Below are 18,352 nucleotides of genomic sequence, written 5' to 3'. Positions count from 1 at the left end.
GTTGCCGGCACCTAAGGTCGCCTCCGTCGTGTCGTTTCCGCTGCCGGCGACGATGTCGACACGGTTCAGATCGTTCTGAGTCCCGAGGACGAAGAACCGATCGTTGCCTCCGTTGCCGTAGACCAGAGACGAGTCTTCTCCGAAAGGATTCGATCCTTCTTGCGACGCAGGATTAAAGGTCTCCGATGCGGACGTTCCGCGCGTGATTGCAACCACTGCACATCTCCATAGATCTTGATCTTTGCAGACCGCAATCTGCAGCTTTCAGGTGTTTTTGTGCAGGACGTCCGTGCAACTCACAGTTAGATACATGCAATTTATACGTGTCAAGCGTCGACCGTAAAGAATTCGAGGTTGCCGATTTCGACGCGCGCCAGGGCCATTGCAGCAGACCGTAGGTGGCACGACTGACCGCTGCCGGCATCCTTCACTTGGATGACGCGGGCGAAAACGCTGGCCGCGAATCCGGGATCAGGATCTTGGGACGAAGGCCGTCGTGCCGCAGCGGTCACCGCGGGGCCTGACCGCGGGCGCTTCGCGCGACGCGCCCGAGCGGAAGCGGGCGCGCGCGGGCAGATTGCCCGGCGGGAGCCCGCTCGCCGCGGGCCTCAGAGCCGGTAGCGCTCGGCGAGCGCGATCAGGGCCTGGGCGAGCTCGGTGAGGTTGGCCGAGGCCGCCTCCACCTCGCGCGTGCCCGCAGCCGTCTGCTGGCTCGCCTGCCGGATGTTCTGCAGCGCGCCCGTCACCTGCTCGATGCCGAGCTGCTGCTGGTTGGTGGAGGCCACGATCTGCTGGAAGGTCTGGGCGTTCTCCTCCACGCGGGCAGCCATCTCCTCGATGGTGCGCTGGGTCGTGTCGGAGCGCGACTTGCCGGTGGCCGCCCGCTTCACCGCCTCCTCGGTCAGCATCACCGAGGTGTTGATGCCCCGCTGGATCTCGCCGAGGATCGCGCGGACCTGAACGGTCGCGGCCTTGGCCTGGTCGGCCAGAAGCTTCATCTCGGCGGCGACGACGGCGAAGCTGCGCCCGCTCTCGCCGGCGGCGGCCGCCTCGATGGCGGCGTTGAGCGCCAGGAGGTGCGTGCGCTCCGAGATGTCGTCGACGTTGGCGACGATCTCGCCGATCGTCTGCGTCTTCTCGGAGAGCGCCACGATGTTGCCGGCCACCGCCTCGGCCTGCTCGCGGATCGCGTCCATCGCCCGGGCCGTATCCGTCGCAGCCCGCAATCCGGCGCGCGCGGTCTGGGCGGTGGCCTGGGCGGTGGCGATGACCTCGCTCGCGCGCTTGGTGACCTGAACGCCCGAATGCGCGATCTCGTCGACGGTGGCGGCGGTCTCCTGGACGGCGGCGAACTGCTCCTCGACGGAGGCTGCCTGCTCCTGGGCGGAGGCACGGATATCGGCGGCGGCGGCGTTCAGGTCGGCGGTGGCGGCGCGGTTGGTGCGGGCGAGGTCGGCGAGCCCGGCCACCATGCCGTTGAGGCTGCGCCCGAGCCGGCCGATCTCGTCGTGGCCGCGCGCCTCGAGGGTCTGGGACAGGTCGCCCGAGCCGATCCTCTCGACGAAGGCCATCACGCGCAGGAGCGGCCGGACGATCAGGCGGTTGATGGCCAGCCCGATCCCGGCGCAGATCAGGAGCGTGATCAGGGTGCCCAGCCAGAGCGCGAGGTTCGCATTGCGCTGCGCACCCTCGAGCCGCTCGTTCTGCGCGACACGGTTGCCCTCTTCCACCGCCTCGATGGTCCCGAGCTTCTGGCGGAAGGTGTCGAACAGCTGCTTGCCCGATCCGTCCGCCTCGATCCGGACGGCCTCCGACCGGGTCGCCGGATCCGCCGCGCGCCGGATGGCCGGCTCGGCGATGTCCGACTGCCACGTGCGGGCCGCCGAGACGGCGTCGGCGAGCAGGCGCGAGGCCTCGGCGTCGCTGCCGATCAGGGTGCCGAGACGGGTGATCGCCACATCCAGCGCCGGCCGCCCCGACTGATAGGGCTCCAGGCTGCTCGTGCGCCCGGTGATCAGGTAGCCGCGCAGCCCCGTCTCCTGATTGACCATGGCGGCGCGGAATTCGCCCAGCGTGCGGATGATCTGGCTGGAGCGGCCGCGCGCCTCGGTGGCGTCGTGCAACTGGTTGAGCGTGACGAGCACCGCGCCGCTGCTGAGAAGCGTGACCAGGGCGATGGTCCCGATGGCGCCGCCGAGCGAGCGGTTGAGGCCGAACGAACTGCGCATGCATGGCCTCTTCTGCTCGGGCCTGGGGACGGCGCCGACCGGCTGGGTCGGCGCTGCGCCGTCAGGTGGATCGAGATCCGGGAATGCTGCACGGGCGACCAGGCCCGTGCGGCGACGCGAACGCGTCGGTGCCGCGCTTTAGCGGGTGGCCGGCATCACAGGCAAATCGGAATCCTCGCGGCGCGCCCCGCGCCCGGATGAGTAGCCGGCTCAGCGCCGCGGGGCGTCTCGCGCCTCAATATTGCACGGTCGCCCGGACCCCGATCACGGCCGCGTTCCGGATGCGCCGGCCGGCCGGATCGTAGGGATTGGCGACGCCGGCGCCCGGGTGGATGATGTACTGGACGTCCGGCTGCACCGTGAAGCCGGGGACCACGACCGCTTGGTAGGTCGCCTCCAAGACCGTCTCCGCCTTGCGGACCGGCATCGCGACCCCGCTGAAGAGGATGGCATCCCGGTCCGCGCGCCGCGCCTGCCGGCCGATATGCGCGTAGCCGACGCTCACGCCGAACGTGTCGCTGTCGCGCCCCTCGATCAAACCGCGGAAGGCCAGGCCGCCATCGAGGTAATAGTCGATCAGGCTGCTGCGGGTCGGCGAGAGCGAGGCTCGCACGAAGGCGCTGATGCCTTCGTCCTCCTTGCCGGGCTCCCGGTAGATCGTCTGGTCGAGGATGCCGTAGAGGCCGGCATTCCCGCGCAGGCGCCGCGCGACGCCCGTCGAGGACGGGTCTGCCAGGGGGCGTCCCCCCGTATCGAGGCGGAGATCCTCGAAGTGCCCGAAATTCTGCCAGCCACCGAACGTGACGGTCCCCGGCAGCGTCTCGAGGTTGTTGTCCGTGTTGTAGGCGTAGGCCACCTCGCCGATCAGCAGGGCCGGGTCGTGGGTGCGGAAATTCGTGCCCGTCCGGTCGAGGCGCTGCGGATCGGGATCGGGGCCCGGCCGGTTGGCCCCGGCCGGATCGCCGTTGAACAGCCCGACCTGCAAGGAGAACTTGTCGTCCGGCGTGATCTTGGCGCGGATCGCGGGCGTCGCGAGCGGGTAGGCCGGTCCGCCGCTCGGCAGGTTGAGCCCGGTGATGGCGGGCCAGCCGAAGGTGGAGTTCATGAACAGGGTCGCGGTCTGGCTGACGATGAACTCGGTGTCGGCGGCGAGCTGGCCGCCCCGGATCGCGACCTTTCCGTCGAAGAGCTTCTGATCGAACCAGAGCACGTAGAGCCGGGTCGACGGGAGCGCCTCGATCACGCTCGTGGTCAGCAGGTTGCCGACATAGTAGCGCGACAGACCGGTGCCGTGGATGAAGTAGGCGTTGGCGTGGACCGTGCCTCCGTCCCAGCCGACGAGCTTCCCGAGATCGAGATTCAGCCGCAGGTTCAGGCGGTCCTCGACGATGGCGCCCTGCCGCATGCCGCCGACGGGATTGCCGAGCACGTCGGCTACGTAGGTCAGGCTGTACTCGATGCCCCGTTGCTTCAGGACGGGCCGGATCCCGAGCGGGTCGCCGAGGGGGCCGAGCGAGGGCTCGACCGAGCTGACATATCCGCCCGACGCCTGGCTCGTGGTCTCCGGCTGGGCGATGGCCGTGCGCGGATCCCCGCCCGCGCCGCGGAAGGGCGGCAGGGCGAGTTGCTGCGCCGCGGCGGATGCCGCGAGGAGCGACGAGCCCGCGACCGCGACCGCGCAGAGGATCGCGGACCGGATGCGCGGGACGCATCGGCTCGGCAGGCCGGGGGTCTCGACGGCAAGGGCCGCTGAACTCAACCGTGTCTCCGCTGGCTTGCTGCAACCGCGCGGGGAGCGTGACAGGCCGCCCGGGGCCGGAGCGGACCTCGGCCGCGCACGAGCGTTCCGCATGGCGGCGAGGGCGTCAAGGTGGAGGCTCGGCAGCCTCCACCCGCGGCGAGCCGAAAAGATGGGGCGGTCGGGGCACCAATGCCGCGTCCCCGTCCGAGCGGAGGCGCGGGGCCGGGCCCCCTCACGCGGCCCTGTCCCGCCTCCGCCGCAGCAGGGCCGGGTGCACGTACCAGAGCCCGACGAGGACGGCGAGGCAGGCGAGGGCCGCGAAGAACCCGGCCCCGTCGGACGCGACGACCTTCGCCACCACGACGCCGAGGTCGGCCGAGATGCCGAGCGCCAGGGTCACGCTGACGGCGAGCAGGAAGCGGGTGCCGAGGGCGTGAAGCTCCGGCGTGTCCTCTCCCGCGTAGACGATGCGATGATAGGCGGCCGGCGCCATCAGCCAGATCACGGTCAGGGCGAGGAAGCCGAGTGCGATCAGGTGCACGATCCTCCCGGTGAGGGACAGGGTCCCGAAGGCCTCCGAGAAGGTGATGACGAGCTGGAAGCCGAGCAACGCCTGGGCGCCGGGCAGCATCACGCGCGCTTCCGTCAGCATCTGCTCGATCTTGGTCTCCAGGGAGGTGGGGGTATGCTCGGGTTCGCGGGCTGTCATGGTACGCGCGCCTTGTCCGACATTCCGGGCCTTCAGGGCCGCCAGCCCGTACCAGAACAGGAGGGCGAGGCCGCAGACGAGGAGGCCGACGGCCGCGCCGGGGAAGAAGCCCAGCACCGGCTCGGCGGCGAGATACAGGTCGGCCCCGAGGGCCAGGGCGAAGGGCGCCAGCGAGAGCCCGGCATAGCGCCCGATCACGCCGAGCAGCCGCTTGGTGTCCTGGCCTCCCTCCACCATCCGGTGCTCGACCGAGGGCGCGATCAGGAGGGCGATGGCGAGGGTGATCAGGCCGAGCGCCGCGGCCCAGACGAGGCGGTCGCGAAGCGGCAGCGTCTCGAAGGCCGGGCGGAAGGCACCCTGGAACTGGAAGCCCAGCAGGACCTGCGAGCCGAGGATCAGGATGCGCGTCTCGTCGAGAGCGACCTTCACCTTCTTCGACAGGGACATCGGCGACACCGACCTCGCAGCGGGAGGCCGACCCGCAACGGGGAGCCTCGCCGCCGGGTTCCGCGGGACGTGCGGCCCGTAAAAGCTCGGTTCCGTAAAACCTTGGCCGAAACCTTCGCCGAAACCTTGGCCGAACCCTTGGCCGAAACCTTGGCCGAAACCTTGGCAACAGAAGTGCGGCCGCGCGCGTTGAGGGTGCCCGATCCCCTGGAAACCGATGATGACCCTTCTCACCCTCCTGATCGCCGGCAACCTCGCCATCGCATCCGCCTTCTCCCTGGTGGCCGTCGCCACGGATTGAGCCCGGCGCGCCGGCCGGGGGCCGGCCCATGACCCCTGCGATCCGAGCCGCCGCGCTGCCCGGCCTGCTCTGGGCGATGGCCTTCGACGAGAAGGGATGCGGCCGCCTCCTCGAACCCGACGAGGGGCTCCCGGACCTCGACGCCTTCGGCAGCGGCTTCCTGTGGCTCCACGTCGACCTCAAGACGGCGAACCTCGCCCCGCTCATCGATGCGGGCCGCGTCGGGCCTCGGGCGCTCGCCGAAGCCGTGTTCCGGCCCGACGAGCACCAGCGTGTCACCGTCGAGGACGGGCATGTCGGCGGCGTGGTCGCCGATCTCGCCCGACCCGGGGCCAAGCCGGATGAAGCGGGCCGCCTGCACTTCGTCATGGGCCCGCGCTCGCTCGTGAGCGGCCGCAGGGGGCCGGCCGAGAGCCCGGACGCCACCCGCGCGAGCGCCGAGAAGGGGCAGCCGATCGCCTCGCCGGTGCTGCTCCTCGAGACGATGGTCGGCTACGTGGTCGCGTCCATGGCGGCGACGGGCCAGCGCCTCTCGGACGAGGTCGACGGGATCGAGGACCGGGTGCTCGACGGGCGCGTGCGCGACGACAGGCGGCGCCTCGGCCCGATCCGCCGCAGCGCCGTGCGCCTGCACCGGCAGCTCCTCGGGCTCGCCGCCGTGTTCCGGCGGCTGGAGGAGGACGATGCGGCCGAGCGCCTGCACGGCCCGACCGTCGCCACGGCGGCGCGGCTGGCGCAGCGCCTCGATGCCCTGGACCGGGACGTGAACGCGCTGGCCGAGCGCGCCCGCCTGCTGCAGGAGGAGGTGGCCGCCCGCGTGGCGGAGGAGAGCAACCGTCAGCTCTACGTGCTCTCCGTCCTCTCGGCGCTGTTCCTGCCGCCCACCTTCCTGACGGGGCTGTTCGGCATGAACGTGAAGGGCCTGCCCTTCGCCGACGACCCGCGCGGCTTTCCGTTCGTCATCGGGCTGTGCCTCCTCTCGGCGGCGACGACCTACGCCATCATCCGCGCCCTCGGCATCCGGCCGCCGCGCGGCTAGCGGCGGACGCCGCCCGCCCCGGACGCGCTCAGGCGGCCCGGTCGATCGCTCCCATCAGTTCGGACGGATGGTAGGGCTTTCCCAGGAAGCGGCCGTTATCCGGCAGGTCTCGGTCCGCCAGCGGGTGGCGGCCGGAGGTCACCACGAGGCGGATATGCGGCCAGGACGCCGCCACGCGCTCGACCAGGGTCACGCCGTCCATCGAGCCCGGCATGTCGACGTCGGTGAACAGGACGCCGATATCGTCGGGCCGCAGGTTCAGGATCGACCAGGCCGCGTCGGCGGTCGCCGCCTCGGTCACCGTGAAACCGGCCTCCTCCAGCACGTCGGCCGCCATCATGCGGATGAGAGTTTCGTCCTCGACGAGGAGGACGTGGGCAGGCTGGGGCAGTGGAGCGAACGCGGGCATCGGGCGGGCTCGGGCGTTGGAGCGTCGGGCGGGGCGGGTAGGGCCGGACAGGTTCAAGCCTCTAACCCATGTTTGGTTTCAGCTCGGCCGCAGGGCTTTCGCGCCGGAGCCCCCTCGGCCGGGCCGCGAAGGGCCGGGCGAGATCCGCCGCACGGATCATCGGTCCACCCGATGCGGGCCGGCCGCAGCCCCGCGGCAGGGGGCTCCCGATTGCTCCCGCCGAGATCCACCCTGCGCCATGACCCAAACCCGGCGATCGGCGTTGAAGGGTGACGGCCGCCAGGGCCGGTCACGCGTTCCAGCCGGAGTTCTCCATGGCCGTCAGCGACATACCCGCACCGCGCCAGCCCGCACAGGTCCCCCCGCCCGTGACCCCGGGACTGCGCGGGCTGCTGACGCTCGCGGTCGGCGTCGTGGTCATCGCGGCCCTCTATTTCGGCCGCGAGGTCTTCATCCCCCTCGTGCTCGCCATCCTCCTGAGCTTCGTCCTCGCGCCCGTCGTCAGCTTCCTGCGCCGGATTCATCTCGGGCGGGTGCCCTCGGTCATCGTCGCCGTGCTGCTGGCGCTCGGCATCATCCTCGGCATCGGCGCCGTTCTCGGAACGCAGGTGGCGAGCCTTGCCAGCAACCTGCCGCAGTACCAGGCCACGGTGCAGACAAAGGCCGCAAGCCTGCAGGAGGGCTTCCTCGGGCGCGCCAACGCGCTGCTGCAGCGGATCAACCATCAGGTGCACGACGCGTCGCAGAAGGCGTCGGCCTCGGGCACGACGTCCGCCTCGCCCGCCGGCGGCGAGACGCCGAAGGCGCAGCTCGTCCGCGTCCAGGAGCCGGACCCGTCGCCCCTGACGCTCGCGCACAACGTCCTCGGCCCCATCGTCGAGCCCCTGACCACCATCGGCATCGTGCTCGTCGTCGTCGTGTTCCTGCTCATGCAGCGCGAGGACCTCCGCAACCGCCTCATCCGGCTGTTCGGATCGAGCGACCTGCACCGCACCACGGTGGCCATGGACGATGCGGCGAGCCGCCTCGGCACATATTTTCTGGCCCAGCTCGGCATGAACGCCGCCTTCGGCGTGCTGATCGGCGTTGGCCTGTGGTTCATCGGCGTGCCGAGCCCGATCCTCTGGGGCGTGTTCTCCGCCCTCATGCGCTTCGTGCCCTATATCGGCGCCTTCATCTCCGGCCTCATCCCGGTCGCCCTGGCCGCGGCCGTCGATCCGGGCTGGTCGATGGCGATCTGGACGGCCGCCCTGTTCCTCATCGCCGAGCCCCTGTTCGGGCAAGTCATCGAGCCGCTGCTCTACGGTCACTCGACAGGGCTGTCGCCGTTCGCGGTCATCGTCTCCACGCTGTTCTGGGGCTTCCTCTGGGGGCCGGTCGGCCTGATCCTGGCCACGCCCTTCACCGTCTGCCTCGTGGTGCTCGGGCGCCACGTCGAGAGCCTGGAATTCTTCGACGTGATGCTGGGCGACCGGCCGCCCCTGACGCCGGTGGAGAACTTCTACCAGCGCATGCTCGCCGGCGACCCGGACGAGGCGCGCGACATCGGCGAGGCGATGCTCAAGGAGCGCTCGCTGTCCTCGTACTACGACGAGGTGGCGCTCAAGGGCCTGCAGCTGGCGGCCAACGATTTCGCCCGCGGCGTCGTCACGCCCGCGCAGCTGGAGAACATCAAGACCTCCTGCCAGAACCTCGTCGAGGATTTCGAGGGCCGGCCGGATGTCGAGCCCGCGCCCGATCCGAAGGGCGGCAGCCCGGCGGATGTGCCGACGCTCGCCGAGCGCACGCACCCGAAGAACGAGGCCGTCCCCGGCCAGGCGCCGCCCCTCGACCAGCGCCCGCCGGCTTGGCGTTCCGAGGCCCCGATCCTCTGCATCGCCGGCCGCGGCCCCCTCGACGAGGCGGCCTCGACCATCCTGGCGCAGCTCCTGCGCAAGCACGGGCTCGGCGCCCGCGTGGCGCCGCACGAATCCGTCGCGCGCGGTCGCGTCCGGGAGCTCGACCTGTCGGGCGTCGCGATGATCTGCATCTCGTATCTCGACATCACCGGAAGCCCCGCGCATCTGCGCTACCTCCTGGAGCGCCTGCGCCGGCGCGGCCCCGACATCCCGATCCTGGTCGGCCTCTGGCCCGTGGGCGAGCGGGTTCTGACGGATGCGGCGCTCGGCCGGGAACTCGGGGCGGACACTTACGTGTCCTCGCTGCGGGACGGCGTGGAGGCGTGCCTGAAGACCGCCCGCGCGGCCTCGGGCGAGCCCGCGGCGGCGGCGTGAGGCCGGAGCCGGCCAAATCGCACCCTTGCACCGTCGCGCACAGGCTGGGATCCCGGCCGCCCCGTGATGTCCGACAGCGAAGGCCGAGACAGACTTGGCATTGATAGCCTTGGCACTAAGAAGTATCGACGAAGAAAATCTCTCGCACTCGGAACCCGGCTGCAGAATTACCCGTTTCCCGTACGGAGTTTTTACTCCGCCGCGCAACGAACCTCGGAGGTGAAGCGATGCAGCGTCACGGACGGTCCGATGGTAAAACGTCGCCGTCGGACTGGACGAGATCATAGAGTCTAGCGCGATCGCGCACATGGAGGCGGGACTTCGTCCCGCCTTTCGCGCGTGATCACACCGCCAGACGAAAAAAGCGCCCCGGGATCTCTCCCGGGGCGCCGTTTGACTAAGCGGCCAGTCTGATCGGGCTGGTGATGCTTAGGCCAAACCTCCTGTCGGCCTCAGGCTCAATAGGTGCCAAACTTGTAGTTCAGGCCCGCGCGCACGACCGCGAACTCGTCGTCGCGGCGGCCGATCGCGCTCGTCGCGACCACGTTGCTGCCTGCATCGACCACGAGGGCGCCCTGGTTGCGGGTGCCGCGGTCGAGGTTCACGTACAGACCTTCGACCTTCAGCGTGACGGCCGACGACTTGAAGAAGTTCAGGAACGAGTCGGTCGGCAGCGCGTACTCGACGCCGCCGCCCACGGCCCAGCCGGTGCGGAAGTTGTCGTTGCCGCGGAAGCCGCCGAAGCTGCGATCGGCGCTACCGGCGCCGTAAGCGAAACCGCCGGTGCCGTAGAACAGGACGCGGTCGAAGGCGTAGCCGAGGCGGCCGCGCACGGTACCGAAGAAGTCGAGGCTCGACAGGCCGCGGGGATCGACCACCGTGAAGCCGGGGGCCGCCGTCCCGCCGACGAAGATCGGGCTCGTGCGGTTGCGGCCGAAATCGAGATACTGGGCGTCGGCCTCGATGCCGACCACCACGCCCGAGCCCGGCGTGAACTGGAAGTTGTAGCCGATCTGGCCACCGCCCGTGAAACCATCCTGGCTGGACTGCCGGAAGGTCGCCGTCGTGCCGGGCGCAGTCGTGAACTGATTGGGCACCACGAAGGTGTTGGCGGTGCTGTTGCCCACGTCGAACGCGTAGCCGGCGTTGAAGCCGGCGTAGAAGCCCGTCCAGGTGAAGACCGGAACCGGCGTGAACACCGGCGGGGGGGCCGCGCGGCGGGGCAGGTCGGCGGCCGAGGCAGCGCCGGTCAGCAGGACGGCGGCGGTACCGGCGAGAAGAAGCGTTTTGATCATCGGATCCTCATGCCCCATCGCGGGGCTCGACGAGGCGGACATGCCGGCACTGCGGGCCGCGGCGCTAGTGCAAGTTCGCAACACCTCGCACGACGACAGGGGAAAGCACAGACACAGACGTGCTCTGGCGCACATGCGTCTCACACTCTGTATCAGAAGATTTCTGGAGCATGTCGGTCTGGAACTGGAAGCAAGAGCGCAGGGCGGTCTCGCGGAAATGTGGCGCGAATGTGAGAGACGACTATTGCAATATATCACTGCCGCTCGATTGTTCATGGGCCAGATCGACAAATCCTTTGCAGGCGCAATTTCGTGGCGGGGCGAGGTGTCGTACGCGCCGCGGGGCGCCGGATTGACCGCACCGTGCGGCGGATGCCTCGCCTGACACTAGCGGGCGGCGGTCAGAGCCTGGACCAGACGAGCATCAGCCCGGAGAGACCGGGGAGGGCCAGGACGAATTCGTGGAAGCGCCGGTCGCTCACCGGGCGATCGGCGCGCGCCGAGCCAAGCCCCGATCATCGTTCCCGGCAGCGCCAGGGCGGCAAGCCGAACGAGATCCGGGTTCAGCAGCCCGGACGCGGCGTGCCACAGGAGAGCCCCGCATAGCACCGTCAGGGTGTAGGCCTGGAATTCGCCGCGTCGCTCGTCCCGGCTGCAGCCGCGCAGGGTGGCCCAGAGTGTCGGCAGCGGCCGCGACAGGCCGGCGAGGCCGCCTCGTCTCTCGAATCCACACTCAAACCTGCGCGACGGTCGCGATCATGGAGCGCCAAGCTCGGCTGCTGCGATGCCCCGTTTCGCGAGACCGTACAACATGCGGACGCCCTTCGGCCGCGGGGGCAGGGCCGACGACCATCGTGATGCGAAATGGGAAGACGACGAAGGCGCCTGCCGGGGCGCTCGGCGATGTCGTGCGATCGATCGGACAACTCACGCGACGTCGCCATCCGCTCCGAGACGCGGGCCGCCGGCGGCCTCGCTGAGCTCAACCTCGCCATGACCAAGCTCGCCATGACCAAGCTCTGATCACATGAGTTTGCAGAGACGCCCGAATACGATCAATGGTAGGGGCCGCCTGATCAGAAGGCCACGTCTTTCCGAAGCCGTGTCACCACGAGGGCCGCAGATGATCGATTGCGACCTCAGGGCACGCTGAAACCGGAACGACACCAATCCTGAGAGAGGGCGCCTGTTGGATATTTTCGGACCATTCGATGATCTGTCCGATGCAGATCTGCGCGAGCAATTAACCCGCTGGTGCACGCACAAGATCCGTCCAAACACTCAAAAAGATGAATTCGACGCCTATTTCCACACGGTGTCGCCGCGGTCGACGTTCGTGAAGAACGCTCCTCCGGACGCCTGTTTGCTGGATATGGGAGCGGGCGAGGGCTCGCTCTCGATCTATAAAGTCTGGCCGTCGGTGGCTCGATCAGATCTTAAGTTTTACGGAACGTCATTGGATCCGATTCCGCTTGCCGCGAATTACGAGCAAGTTTCCATTTCCGACTTCGAAACAACGCCTCGTCCCTTCAACGGTGTCGAATTCGACGCCGTCGTGGCGTCTCATTTCATCGAGCATCTTTCGGATCCGTCTGGATTCATTGGCTGGGCGGCGTCCTGCATGAAGCCGGGCGGTCGCATGTATCTGGAATGGCCGCATGAATTCTCGAAAAGAATGCCCTCTTCATCATTCTTTGCCGAACACGGAATTCCTGCTTTCACAACGAATTTTTTCGATGATCACACGCATGTGCAGACATGGACAGCGCAGGACATCATCGATATCTCTGGCACATCTGGGCTGCAGCCGGAATTTGCCGGGCGTATTGTTCTTCCCTACGCAGCAGGCTGGATGCGGGACCAAGCGAGAGAAGCAAGTGACAAGATCTCCGGCACATTCGCAATCTGGTGCGCCGTAGGCTGGGCTCAGTACGTCATCCTAACAAAGACGCTATAGTTGCTGATCTAGTATCATCAATCGTACAAAATCCAGCTGGTCGTGCGCATCCTGCGTTCGCATGGGCTGAAACCCGGCAGTCTTTGGAGCGCGTGCCCGAAGACGGCGACGTTCGGCACCCGCTTTACAGGTCTGGGCGTGAGCGAGGCGTGAAGTGCATCTGCACTGGGCCGGCCTTGTCGATGTTCGGTCTCTTCGGGGCGACCGCGGATTTACGAGACGCTGAAGCGCCACGGATTGGCAAATGGGCTGTACGAACGGGCTATGGAGAGGGCGGTGCGGGGGGGCAGGACTGGTGCCGATGACGTGAGCCGGAATCTTCAGTCCCCGCCTTGTCCCGTCACGCTCGCCGATGTTAGAGCCTTGTCAAAGGAATTGATGTCTAACGGAAGTGCCGTCTCGCGAGCCATTGCCGTCCGGAAAAGGGGATGGACCGACCTCGTCGTGAGCGTTCGCTTGCGCCAGCCACCGACTCGACGACGGTTCATCCCAGTTCGGCAGGGGATGAATGCGTCGATCCTCTGTTGGAGGCCACTCGTGAGCTTGTTTCGACTGATCCACAAAGATCAGGCCCGACGTGGCGCGCTGAGCCGCACGTTTTCAACGATGCATCGGCTTGAGGGACCTTGAATCATGACATCCTTCAGCGCGTATCTGAGCATCTACAATGATTGGGATCTTCTTGGGCCAGCACTCGCTTCGATGAAGGGGCGCATCCAAGAGCTGGTCGTGGTGGATGGGGCCTATGAGTGGATGGTCCCCTATCTGCAGGCAGTCGGAAAGGATCCGCTCCGTTCGGACCCGGCGCTTTATGAAATCATTGAGACATCCGGCATTCCGGCTCGATTTATCAACCGGTGCTGGGCGAATGAGCCTGAAAAGCGAATCGCCGGTTACGCCGCGTGTCAGACCGATTACGTTTTTCGTGTAGACGCAGACGAGATACTATTTTTCAACGAGAAGGCTTTTGATGCGTATCTTTCGAGCGGGCAGGCGATCGGCGAGATGGAGATGCCGCTCTACGACAGCCCCGGCTATGTCCATGCACAGGACCAAGTAAGCGGGTTTGGGAAGCAGCCGCTCATATTTGACGCTCGCCAGTTGAGACCGGAAGAGCATCTGCAATATCTATGGCTCGTTTTGACCGCCGATACGCTGCCGAAGGGCGTGAAGGGCGGGGTAACTTTCTACCCGGAACCGGTGGCTTTCAACGCCCACCTTTCAACGTGGCGGACTGCGACGGGAGCGAGTCAGCGAGCGGCCTTCTATTCGATGAATTGGGTGCGGGCGAACGGCTTCCCATGGGTGGAGGGACTGAGTGGCAAGCCCATCGCGGATTTTCGCGAGATCTTCGAGTACATTTCCCCGAGACACTTTTCCTCGGCTCTCGCGCGAGGAGCTGTCGCAAATGGGCATTTTAGCATATTGGGGAATGTCATTCGGAAGTCGCCTCTTTCAACGGAACAAGAGGCGTCTTTCGCCCATCTGTACGAAAATCACTTGGCTTCATCGTTTGAACTTAATGAACAGGCTCGCGCGGGCGAGCAGATATTTCTCGCTGGTTCCCCGATCTTTTTCAATATATCGCGAGAAGATGGCCGCCTAAGTCTTCTAAAAGACAAAGAATTCCGATTGAGAACCGCGGATCAATTAAGTATGGCCCGCTCCAAGCTGCATTATATCAATGCTGAAGCGCCCTTCGAATCGACATTAGATCTCGAGACAAAACTGGAGGGAAATGAGATCGAAATTCTACTTCCCGACATGGCTCCTATGCCAAGCGAGATCCGATGCGGGCTCAGCGTATCGATCTGGCCACTCTCGGGAAAGGGATTCGGTTCTTTCATAGTGATCTGATGCTGCGTTGCCGGCTCGACCAGACGCTTTAAGGGAGCTCCTACAGCGTGTTTGAGATTGACCAGAAATTCTACTCCCTGGAAGAGTGGATAGCTTGGGCGACGTCGAACCCGTATGTTTTCAGGGCCGACCATGCGAAGAGAATGGTCGATCAGATCGCCGATGCTGGCCTCGTCGAGCCGCTGACGGGGTGGCGGATGTCCGCTCACGAGATACAGGTGGGTGGGACGAATGTCCGCGAAGGTCTTGTCGCGCATGGGATCAACGCACGCATGCGGTCCGTTCTCGCGCTGATTGATGAAAAGTTCGGTCATCGTCCGAGGCACGATGTCCGCATTTTTGCGACAGAGGCCGTAACGGCATTCGCTCTGCGACTGCGCGGGCTGTTCCCGCGCTTTCTCGGATCCGAATACGCCTTGAACGAGGAAGCGAGGCGCGCCTTGTTTCCGATCCAGCACGAAGACCTGACGGCCCTGTCCTTGCCGTCGGAGAGCTTCGACCTCGTCACGACGAACGAAGTGCTGGAGCATATTCCCGACCTTGACGCAGGTCTGCGCGAGATTGCCCGCGTGCTCAAACCAGGAGGCTGGCATGTGGGGACGCATCCATTCCGGTTCATGAGTGAGGAGGGCGATCTCCGCGCCAGGATTGTCGATGGAGCGATCGTTCACATCAAGGAACCGGAACGGCATGGAAACCCGGTCGATCCCGGCGGCGGGTCGCTCGTTTTCGAAACTCCCGGTTGGGACATCCTTCAACGGGCTCGATCGGCCGGGTTCAGCGACGCGCACATGCGCTTCGTGGCCTCCGTGACGCACGGGTTCCTGACGGAGAATACAGGCGTGTTCGTCCTCTGCGCGCAAAGATAAGCGCGCCCGCCGCGGCGGACGGCGCGGGCTGTCGTTCCGCGTCTCGGTGACGCGCACCGTCGCGGTAATGCGCTCGCGTCGGATGCGGGGCGAGGGCGCCGCGCCGAGACTGGTCGCGCTCCCGCGTCTCGATCCAGGCGCGGGCTATCGGCGGGCGATCGAAGGTCCGGGTCTCGCGGTGGCTGGCGGCCGCCTGTTGCATCGCCACCTGTGCGTTATAACCCGTCGCTCCGTCCGTGCCGTTCGCGCACGAGGTCCGTGCCCGAACCGGCCTCCGCTGGGACAGAACGGAGGCGAGCGCCAAGGCATGGCCGTATCGTCGGCGCGACAGGGGCCGGGCAGGGCGGCGAAGGGTGCAGCAGGGATCGAGGGCTCGGTGATCGAACAGGCTGAAACATCCGGCGTTTCCAGCGCGTGGCGATTCTCGGTCGCGCCCATGATGGATTGGACCGACCGGCATTGCCGGGTCTTCCACCGCGTCCTGTCGCGGCGCGCCCGGCTCTACACCGAGATGGTGACGACGGGCGCCGTGCTGCACGGCCCGCGCGAGCGGCTGCTCGGCTTCTCGGCGGTCGAGCGTCCGGTGGCGGTGCAACTCGGCGGGTCCGGCCCCGCCGAGCTCGCGCAGGCGGCGCGGATCGCCGAGGATTTCGGCTATGCCGAGATCAACCTCAATGTCGGCTGCCCCTCGGACCGGGTGCAGGACGGCCGCTTCGGCGCCTGCCTGATGCGCGAGCCCCGCCTCGTCGGCGATTGCGTGGCCGCCATGAAGGCTGCCGTCAATGTGCCCGTCACGGTGAAGTGCCGCATCGGCGTCGACGATCAGGACCCGGAAGCCGCCCTCGACGCGCTGGCCGAGATCGTCGTCGCGGCGGGCGTCGACGCGCTGATCGTGCACGCGCGCAAGGCGTGGCTGCAGGGCCTGTCGCCGAAGGAGAACCGGCACATCCCGCCCCTCGATTACGGCCGCGTCGCGCGCCTGAAGCGGGCGCGACCCGCGCTGCCGGTCGCGGTCAACGGAGGCATCGCCACGGTGGCGGCGGCCCGTGCTCATCTTCAGGAGCTCGACGGCGTGATGATGGGGCGGGCGGCCTACAGCGACCCGGCCGAGCTCCTCGCGGTCGATCCGGAGCTGTTCGGCGAGGCCGCGCCGGTCGCCGACGCCTTCGCGGCGGTCGAGGCCTTCGAGCCCTACCTCGCCGAGGCGCTCGCCGGGGGTGCCCGGCTCCACAGCCTGACGCGGCACATGCTCGGCCTGTTCAACGGGCGCCCGGGCGCCCGGGCCTTCCGGCGCCATCTCGCCACCCACGGCATGCGGCCCGGCGCGGATCTCGCGACCCTGCGGGAGGCGGTCTCCCTGGTCTCGCGGGAGGTGCCGGAGGCGGCCTGAGCCGCCCGCTACGGGCCCTTCAGGATCAGCCGGTCGCCCCGGACCTCGTAGGAGGGCAGGCGGTTCAGGAAGCTCTGGCCGAGGAGGTTGCCTGCGAGCGCGCCCGGCCGGCTCACCATCGCCGGGACGCGCCGCTCGAGGATCGGGCCGATGCGGAGGCTGTCGAGGAGGATGGGCGCGGCGAAGGTGACCCCGTTGGCCGTCGCGACCCGGGTGGTGAAGGCGTCCTCGCCCGGGCGGATGCCGAGCGCGGCCGCGTTCTCGGCGGTGAGGACCACGGCGCTGGCGCCCGTGTCGAACAGGAAGTTCTGGCTGCGGCCGTTGACCTCGGCCTTGACCGCGAAGGGTCCGTCCGCCCGCCGGGTGACAGTCACGCTGCCGCCGGGACCGATCGTGGCGCTGCCGGGGTTCAGCTCGCCCATCACCCGCGCGCCCACCTCCTGCGCCGTGTCGCGGTAGGCGTAGAGGGCGACGCAGGCGAGCCCGATCAGGCCCCAGATCAGCAGGTGGCGCAGGTTCGTGCCGATGCCCTCGCGGAAGCGGTGCCGGAAGCCCGCCAGCACGAGGGCGAGGACGGCGACGCCCGAGGCGAGGCCCGCGAGCTGGTCGGGCTCGATCACGCCCGCGATCCGCCCGCCATCCGCGGTGACGAGGAGGAGGAGCGCGATACCGAGAACGATGAGCCCGAGAATCAGCATGGAAGACTCAGCCTGGGAGGATCGTCACGGGGATGCCGGGACCTCCGCAGGCGTCAGATAGGCATCCCGCAGCCGCGCTTCGAGGCCGGCCATGATGGCGAGGCGCCGCGCCTCGGGCAGCGAGCCCCAGGCCGCGATCTCGTCGCGCGTGCGGCCGCAGCCGCGGCACAGGCGCGTCGCGTCGTCGAGGACGCAGACCTTGGTGCAGGGGCTCGAGGGCTTCGGGGGCAGGCTCATGCGCTCACCCATGCCCGCAAGGGCGCCGGGGGATCAAGCCCGCCGCGCCCCTCACATCGGCACGGCCACGATCAGGCCGATCAGCGCGGCGATCTCGGCCATCTGCTGGCAGGCGCCGACCACGTCGCCGGTCTGGCCGCCGATCCGGGCGCGGGCGATCCCGCTCACGGCGAGGCTCGCGCCGATGGCGAGCAGCAGCATCAGGAGGAGCCCGCCGACGGGCAGGCCGAAGGGGAGCGCCAGGAGGGTGAGGAGGGCGGCGATCCCCGCGGCGAGTCCCGCCGTCGCCTTGGTCGGGCGGCCCACGGAGGCCGCCGCGCCGCCGGCCCGGGCGGGCGCCAGCAGCACCATCGGGGCGAGCGCCGCCGTGCGCGAGAGGGAGGCCGCGAGCAGGATCGCGATGGCGGCCCCCGCCCCGGTCCGGTCGAGCAGCGTCGCCAGCGCGCCGATCCGCAGCGCCAGCGAGAGGACGAGGGCGGCACCCCCGTAGGCGCCGATCCGGCTGTCGCGCATGATCTCGAGGCGCCGTTCCGGCGTGGCGCCGCCCCCGAACCCGTCCGCCACGTCGGCGAGCCCGTCCTCGTGGAGCGCCCCCGTCACGAGGACGAGGGCGGCGACGGCGAGCGTCGCGGCGAGGAAGGGGCCGAGCCCGAGGCCGCGGCCCGCCAGCAGCACCAGGGCGGCCGGCAGCGCGAGGACGAGGCCCGCGAGCGGCAGCATCCGGGGCACCGTGCGGAAATCGGGGGGCAGGTGCGGGTCCGGCTCGCCGGGCAGGCGCGGCACCGGCAGGCGCGAGAAGAAGCGCAGGCACGCGGCGAGGTCGTAGAGGAGGTCGAGCCCCGGCATGTCGGCCTCGCCGGAGCGCCTCGGTTGGTCGGCCATCGCGCCTCGCCTTCACCCCC

General features: G+C 68.2%; 15 protein-coding genes. 6 read left to right on the top strand and 9 right to left on the bottom strand.

Translation table 11 applies throughout. From position 1 onward, the window contains the following. The 4 genes from E1J50_RS27750 to E1J50_RS02585 form a co-directional block, all read right to left on the bottom strand. The coding region (locus E1J50_RS27750) for a hypothetical protein (protein WP_207919133.1) at nt 1-216 on the bottom strand (216 nt) is incomplete at its 3' end. Nucleotides 217-608: 392 nt separating this feature from the next. Further along, complete coding sequence (locus tag E1J50_RS02595) at nt 609-2,228, bottom strand: methyl-accepting chemotaxis protein (protein WP_132250111.1); 1,620 nt, start codon at nt 2,226-2,228, stop codon at nt 609-611. Nucleotides 2,229-2,463: 235 nt separating this feature from the next. After that, nucleotides 2,464-3,915 carry a carbohydrate porin gene (locus tag E1J50_RS02590; RefSeq protein ID WP_245516397.1) on the bottom strand — a complete coding sequence of 484 codons (1,452 nt, stop codon included), beginning with the start codon at nt 3,913-3,915 and terminating at the stop codon, nt 2,464-2,466. Between the two features lie 286 nt (nt 3,916-4,201). Further along, nucleotides 4,202-5,125 (bottom strand): DUF6328 family protein, encoded by a 924-nt coding sequence (locus tag E1J50_RS02585; protein ID WP_132250107.1) that lies wholly within the window; start codon nt 5,123-5,125, stop codon nt 4,202-4,204. A gap of 329 nt (nt 5,126-5,454) precedes the next feature. On the opposite strand from E1J50_RS02585, the gene E1J50_RS02580 reads away from it, so the two are divergent. Next, a complete protein-coding gene (locus E1J50_RS02580) occupies nt 5,455-6,465 on the top strand; it encodes a CorA family divalent cation transporter (protein ID WP_245516395.1) in 1,011 nt (336 codons plus the stop codon). 28 nt (nt 6,466-6,493) lie between these two features. Here E1J50_RS02580 and E1J50_RS02575 read toward each other — a convergent pair whose 3' ends face one another. Beyond that, nucleotides 6,494-6,874 (bottom strand): response regulator, encoded by a 381-nt coding sequence (locus E1J50_RS02575; protein WP_132250105.1) that lies wholly within the window; start codon nt 6,872-6,874, stop codon nt 6,494-6,496. Nucleotides 6,875-7,188: 314 nt separating this feature from the next. Here E1J50_RS02575 and E1J50_RS02570 point away from each other — a divergent pair, with 314 nt between their 5' ends. Continuing rightward, nucleotides 7,189-9,147, top strand: a complete 1,959-nt coding sequence (locus E1J50_RS02570; protein ID WP_132250103.1) for an AI-2E family transporter — start codon at nt 7,189-7,191, stop codon at nt 9,145-9,147. Between the two features lie 458 nt (nt 9,148-9,605). Here the strand turns inward: E1J50_RS02570 and E1J50_RS02565 are convergent, their stop codons facing one another. Next, nucleotides 9,606-10,442 carry an outer membrane protein gene (locus E1J50_RS02565; protein WP_132250101.1) on the bottom strand — a complete coding sequence of 279 codons (837 nt, stop codon included), beginning with the start codon at nt 10,440-10,442 and terminating at the stop codon, nt 9,606-9,608. 1,189 nt (nt 10,443-11,631) lie between these two features. On the opposite strand from E1J50_RS02565, the gene E1J50_RS02560 reads away from it, so the two are divergent. From E1J50_RS02560 to dusA, 4 genes are all read left to right on the top strand, one after another. Continuing rightward, on the top strand, nt 11,632-12,399 hold the full coding sequence (locus E1J50_RS02560; RefSeq protein ID WP_132250099.1) for a class I SAM-dependent methyltransferase: 768 nt from the start codon (nt 11,632-11,634) through the stop codon (nt 12,397-12,399). Between the two features lie 633 nt (nt 12,400-13,032). Then, nucleotides 13,033-14,256, top strand: coding sequence for a glycosyltransferase family protein (locus tag E1J50_RS02555; protein WP_132250097.1), 1,224 nt, complete (start codon nt 13,033-13,035; stop codon nt 14,254-14,256). Between the two features lie 47 nt (nt 14,257-14,303). Beyond that, nucleotides 14,304-15,125 (top strand): class I SAM-dependent methyltransferase, encoded by an 822-nt coding sequence (locus E1J50_RS02550; protein WP_132250095.1) that lies wholly within the window; start codon nt 14,304-14,306, stop codon nt 15,123-15,125. Between the two features lie 376 nt (nt 15,126-15,501). Next, a complete protein-coding gene (dusA, locus tag E1J50_RS02545; protein ID WP_425374901.1) occupies nt 15,502-16,515 on the top strand; it encodes a tRNA dihydrouridine(20/20a) synthase DusA in 1,014 nt (337 codons plus the stop codon). A gap of 8 nt (nt 16,516-16,523) precedes the next feature. Here dusA and E1J50_RS02540 read toward each other — a convergent pair whose 3' ends face one another. The 3 genes from E1J50_RS02540 to cobS are packed head-to-tail and all read right to left on the bottom strand — an operon-like array spanning nt 16,524 to nt 18,332. Then, nucleotides 16,524-17,213: a retropepsin-like aspartic protease family protein gene (locus tag E1J50_RS02540; protein WP_132250091.1), complete on the bottom strand. Its 690-nt coding sequence runs from the start codon at nt 17,211-17,213 to the stop codon at nt 16,524-16,526. 24 nt (nt 17,214-17,237) lie between these two features. Further along, nucleotides 17,238-17,450, bottom strand: coding sequence for a DUF1289 domain-containing protein (locus E1J50_RS02535; protein ID WP_132250089.1), 213 nt, complete (start codon nt 17,448-17,450; stop codon nt 17,238-17,240). 51 nt (nt 17,451-17,501) lie between these two features. Beyond that, the gene (cobS, locus tag E1J50_RS02530; protein WP_132250087.1) at nt 17,502-18,332 is read right to left on the bottom strand and encodes an adenosylcobinamide-GDP ribazoletransferase; all 831 of its coding nucleotides are present in this window, start codon (nt 18,330-18,332) and stop codon (nt 17,502-17,504) included. Nucleotides 18,333-18,352 lie beyond the last annotated feature (20 nt).

Source organism: Methylobacterium segetis, assembly GCF_004348265.1.
GTDB classification, from domain to species: domain Bacteria; phylum Pseudomonadota; class Alphaproteobacteria; order Rhizobiales; family Beijerinckiaceae; genus Methylobacterium; species Methylobacterium segetis.
Note: the sequence above shows the minus strand (reverse complement) of the source record. Positions and strands in the feature narration are given on the sequence as shown.